A 4,661-nucleotide genomic window follows, 5' to 3' on the forward strand; every position below is an offset into this window, starting at 1 on the left:
CTTTGCCCATTTGGCGTTCCTGCTCTTTATGGCCTGTAATTCCTTATCACTGGCCGATAAGGTCTGTTGGTCTTTGCTTGCTTTATTGCCTTTTGCCCGGCGCAGTGGCCCGTCCTTATCCCGTTTGCTGATATGGCGTATGTTGCGCAGGTGGCTCTCCAAATCTTCTTCAGGTACTTTTAACTCCAAACTGTCCATCGAGGCGTTGGCCTTGACCGGGGCACTGTCGATGGCCTGGGTATGCCCGCTGACCATACCTGCCGATACACACAATTCAAAAACCCGGGTGAACACATCTTCAAAAACTGACTCCGGAAATAGCCCTCGCGTACGACTGATTGTGGAATGCCAGGGTAGCTCCTCGTCGATATCGTAACCCAAAAAGTACAGGATATCCAAGCGCATGCTGCAATGCTCCATAAGCTTGCGGTCACATTATATTTTCTAAATACCCTACCAAACACAACTTAAAGAAAACCACGGGATCGATGCTCTTTTGGCCACTGCTGCCATAATAGCCTTTGGTCTCTTTGTACAGAAAATCTAAGTTTAAAACACCCTTTAAACGACGGTAGAAATTGTGCTCCGGTACCCGGACACTTAACTGAAACTGATTGAACAATTTCTCTTGATACTGTTTTTTGCCTTGCATACACTAAAATACGAAATTTCTTTCTTATATTTGAGTTGTGCAACAGGCACAATGGCTATAAGTAATTGCTTGTTCTCGCCTACTTCTGAAAATCCTTGCGGATTTTCAGTTCGGTGTGTACTTGCAAAGTTAATCGCTAACCCGCGCAACTACTCATAGCCGAGACCGTTGGCAACAATTAAAAACCTAAGAATATGAATACAAAACCATTTTTATTGACGGTTCTGATCGCGACTATTCTCATCTCTTGCGGACAACAAAAAAATGAATCTACTGACAAAGAAAATTCAGCTACCGTTTACTACAATGGCGACATCATCACCATGGAAGGCGACTCACCACAATATGCCGAAGCTGTGGTAGAAAAAGAGGGCAAGATAGCCTTTGTAGGCGCCAGTGACGAAGCCATGAAAGTGGCTGGTGCAGGTCATAAAATGGTAGATTTAAATGGAAAAACACTGCTCCCTGGATTGATTGAACCACATTTGCATCCGTCATTAGCAGCCATCATGCTACAAAATGAAATCATTGCACCTTATGACTGGAAATTGCCTTCGGGAACTAAAAAAGGTGTTCAGGGTGAAGAGGCTTACAGACAACGTATTACTGAATCTATAAAAAACAATGCTCAGGATGACAAAATGTATTTCATATGGGGATACCATCAGCTTTGGCATGGGGACCTCAATCGTGAGTTGCTTAATACTATTGCTGGAGATAAGCCCGTAGGTATTATTCACCGCTCCTTCCATGAGATATTTTTAAACGATGCTGCGATTGCAAAATTAGGCATAAAGGAAAGTGATTTTGAAGGCAATCCCCAGGTGAACTGGGAAAAAGGCCATTTTTTTGAAGGCGGTTGGTTAGCTCTTGTGCCTAAAATGGCGCCTATACTTCTGGAACCTACCAGCTACCTAAAAGGACTAACCACCATGAGCCAACTCTTGCTTCAAAATGGTATTACGACCATTGCAGAACCAGGATTTCCGAGTTCTGATTTTGATGGTGAACTACAATTACTCATGAAGGAAATGGAAAAAAATCCACCTTACGACGTGTATTTAATTCCAAGCGGGACACAGTTGTACAGCATGAAAGGAAGTAATGAAGAAGCTCTGGCTTTTATAAAAAGCATGGACACCGTAAAAGCCTACAACCGTTCTAATGTGAAGTTTTTACCAAAACAAGTCAAATTATTTTCAGACGGTGCCATCTACTCTCAACTCATGCAAATGAAAGATGGCTACACAGACGGTCATGATGGTGAATGGATGACGCCTTTAGATTTATTCGAAGAACAATTGATGTTATACTGGAACAACGACTACAAAATTCATGTACATGCTAATGGTGACTTAGGACAGCAAATGGTGATTGATCTGGTAAAAAAAGTTAAGGAAAAACAGCCAAGAGAAGACCATAGACTCACCTTGCATCACATGGGGTATTTTGATGACATCATGGCGCAGGAAGTGGCTGATTTAGGGATAGAAGCTTCTGTAAACCCCTATTACCTTTGGGCACTTGCCGACAAATATTCAGAGTTTGGACTTGGTGAAAAGCGTGCAAAAAATCTTGTGGCTATAAAATCATTAACAGACAGAAATATTCCCGTTTCCTTTCATTCAGACTTTTCTATGGCACCTGTGGAGCCTTTGACATTGGCATGGACGGCCATAAATCGCGAAACATCGCAAGGCAGTAAGGTGTCGCAAGACCAAAAAATATCGGTGTTCAAAGCCTTGAAAGCGTCTACCATAGACGCTGCACGCACACTTAATTTAGAAAACAGAATAGGCTCTATAAAAGTCAACAAGGTTGCCAACTTTACCATCTTAGTCGAAAATCCTTTTGAAATAGATCCGATAAAAATTAAAGACATCAAAATAGATGGTGTCGTTTACAATGGAAAATATATCAAAAACAGCAATAAAAAATTATAATTTTTTCATTTTAAGAATTAAAAGTCATGAACAATAGAATTTTAGCAATTGTTTTCTTATTTGCCTTTTCGGTAACCATTCAGGCACAAGATACAACTCAAGATATTGATCCGTCTAAACCAACCAACTTATATACTCAAATTAACACCCTGGGAGAGTATAACGGTTATGATGGCTTTTCTACATATGGCACAAGGCTTAATTTTCAATATGCCTTTAATCCCGACAACCTTTTATTAGCAGAAGTTCCGTTATTATATAATGATGCCACTAATACGTATGGGCTTTCAGATGTGAGAGTACGCTATTTTAGAGCTATAAAACGCGATATTTCTAAAACCGTTATTGCCATTGCTCCATTTGCAGATATCACCATGCCAACAGGTTCAGCTAAAAGCGGTCTTGGTTCTGACACATGGTCTTTGGCTGCTGGTGCAGTAGTTGGTTTATTTTTAAATAAAAGTATATCACTGTTTCCAGGTGCTAATTACGTTTACCTCACTCAAATTGAAGAAAGCGGTTACGGATTTCAAACCAATATGAGTGTTAAGTTTAACAAACAAGCATTTTTATTTGTAAACCCTATTGTTACCCACTTTAGTTTTGATACGATTTGGCAAGCTGAAGTAAATTTTAACTACATCATTACGCCAAACAAGTTTAAGGTCAATGCGGGTTGGTATCCGAATTTTACAAATGAAATCAATACAATGAGAATCGGAGCTACTTTTTTTCTTTAGAAAATAATGGAATCTAAGATTCAAGAATATTAATGACCTACAATAAACTATTGCCAACAATGGTAGCCGTTGCACAAGCCCTTAATTTTCTAAAAACAAGACACAAATAAGCCCTTTTAAGGGCTTTTATTTTACCGTGTAAATTGCTTGCACCCTAAAATTATAAGGCTTAAAAAGACGTAAAACGTATTGTAGGATAGCTTTAAGAGCAAAACGAACATTGGCCAGGCTTGCCGCCCCACTTTTACTGTGCTTTTCTATGAATTTCAGGTACTTTTTAAGGTTGTAGGCAATGGCCGATAGCTGCATGCACTTATTGGCCTGCCTAATACCTATGGTATTGACTTTTCTTAAGCCCATAAACTGGGTGAGCGTTCCAAATATGCGTTCTACCGTACTTTGGCGCTTGGCTTTCATGTAGCGCCCCTGTAGGGAAGGCTACAAAAGGGGATAGGCTACAGGAAACGAGACCGTTAGACTGCGCAAAAACCTATTTTGAATATTAGAATATTCGAAGGGGGATCTGAGAAAAAAATCAAATACGGGATTCTCAGGGGAGAATTTAGTTGTTGCGCAGACTCCCGTTGGGCAACATTAGGAAAAGCGAGCAATTTTTCGGATATTTAGAACTTAAATTTAAGTAAAAATGGCAACAATAGATAATATACGAAACGGATTGATTGACAAAATACTATCCATTAAGAATAAAGATTTTTTGGTCGCTCTTGACAAGCTAATCTCATCGAGTTCTTCCGAATCAGAAATCATTGAATTGTCCAAAGAGCAGAAAATAATGTTGGAGATGAGCGAACTGGATATCAAAAGCGGAAAACTGATTTCTCAAGAGGCTATGGACAAAAGAAATCTGGAATGGCTAAACGCGATGTAATTTGGACTAGAACTGCCGACATCCAATTTGTGGGAATTTTAGAATATTGGGTAAAAAGAAATAAATCAAATACCTATTCAAAAAAACTTGTGAAACTGGTTTCGGAAAGGACAAAACAAATTGCCAATAAACCATTGATTTACAAAGCAACCGACTTTAAAGATACGCGAGTTGCTTCATTGAGAAACTTTAGCATCTATTATAAAGTTACTGACAAAGAAGTTGTCATTACAGCTTTTTGGGATAATCGACAAGACCCTAAAAAGCTTTTGAAAATATTGGAAAATAAAAATTAACGTTGTCCAGCCAGTAGCAGATTTGCACAAGCCTATAATTTTTAAAAAACATAACATAAAGACGCCCGTTTTACAGGGCAATTTCATTTAAAACCAAGAACTTTTTCTCTGTATTCTCTATCAAGAAGAGCATTAAGGCGT

General features: G+C 39.1%; 4 protein-coding genes and 2 pseudogenes. 4 read left to right on the plus strand and 2 right to left on the minus strand.

All coding sequences use genetic code 11. The annotated features are described in order from the left end of the window. Positions 1–652: pseudogene (locus ABD792_RS19180) on the minus strand (transposase); the annotation flags it as partial. 194 nt (positions 653–846) lie between these two features. Between ABD792_RS19180 and ABD792_RS04825 the strand changes: the two are divergent. Then, positions 847–2,595 (plus strand): amidohydrolase, encoded by a 1,749-nt coding sequence (locus ABD792_RS04825; protein WP_345004688.1) that lies wholly within the window; start codon positions 847–849, stop codon positions 2,593–2,595. 26 nt (positions 2,596–2,621) lie between these two features. Next, positions 2,622–3,335 (plus strand): hypothetical protein, encoded by a 714-nt coding sequence (locus ABD792_RS04830; protein ID WP_345004689.1) that lies wholly within the window; start codon positions 2,622–2,624, stop codon positions 3,333–3,335. A 126-nt stretch (positions 3,336–3,461) separates the two neighbouring features. Here the strand turns inward: ABD792_RS04830 and ABD792_RS04835 are convergent. Further along, positions 3,462–3,770 (minus strand): annotated as a pseudogene (locus ABD792_RS04835) (transposase); the annotation flags it as partial. A 211-nt stretch (positions 3,771–3,981) separates the two neighbouring features. Here ABD792_RS04835 and ABD792_RS04840 point away from each other — a divergent pair. Together ABD792_RS04840 and ABD792_RS04845 are read left to right on the plus strand one after the other, a co-directional pair. Further along, a complete protein-coding gene (locus tag ABD792_RS04840) occupies positions 3,982–4,224 on the plus strand; it encodes a hypothetical protein (protein WP_199111960.1) in 243 nt (80 codons plus the stop codon). Next, positions 4,206–4,520, plus strand: a complete 315-nt coding sequence (locus ABD792_RS04845) for a type II toxin-antitoxin system RelE/ParE family toxin (protein WP_345004691.1) — start codon at positions 4,206–4,208, stop codon at positions 4,518–4,520. Before ABD792_RS04840 ends, ABD792_RS04845 begins: the two co-directional genes overlap by 19 nt. Positions 4,521–4,661: the final 141 nt, after the last annotated feature.

This window comes from Snuella lapsa (genome assembly GCF_039539345.1).
Lineage (GTDB): Bacteria > Bacteroidota > Bacteroidia > Flavobacteriales > Flavobacteriaceae > Snuella > Snuella lapsa.

Coding starts and splice junctions, on each gene's coding strand:
- ABD792_RS04825 (WP_345004688.1), top strand. CDS start 847: ATGAATACAAAACCATTTTTATTGACGGTTCTGATCGCGACTATTCTC.
- ABD792_RS04830 (WP_345004689.1), top strand. CDS start 2,622: ATGAACAATAGAATTTTAGCAATTGTTTTCTTATTTGCCTTTTCGGTA.
- ABD792_RS04840 (WP_199111960.1), top strand. CDS start 3,982: ATGGCAACAATAGATAATATACGAAACGGATTGATTGACAAAATACTA.
- ABD792_RS04845 (WP_345004691.1), top strand. CDS start 4,206: ATGGCTAAACGCGATGTAATTTGGACTAGAACTGCCGACATCCAATTT.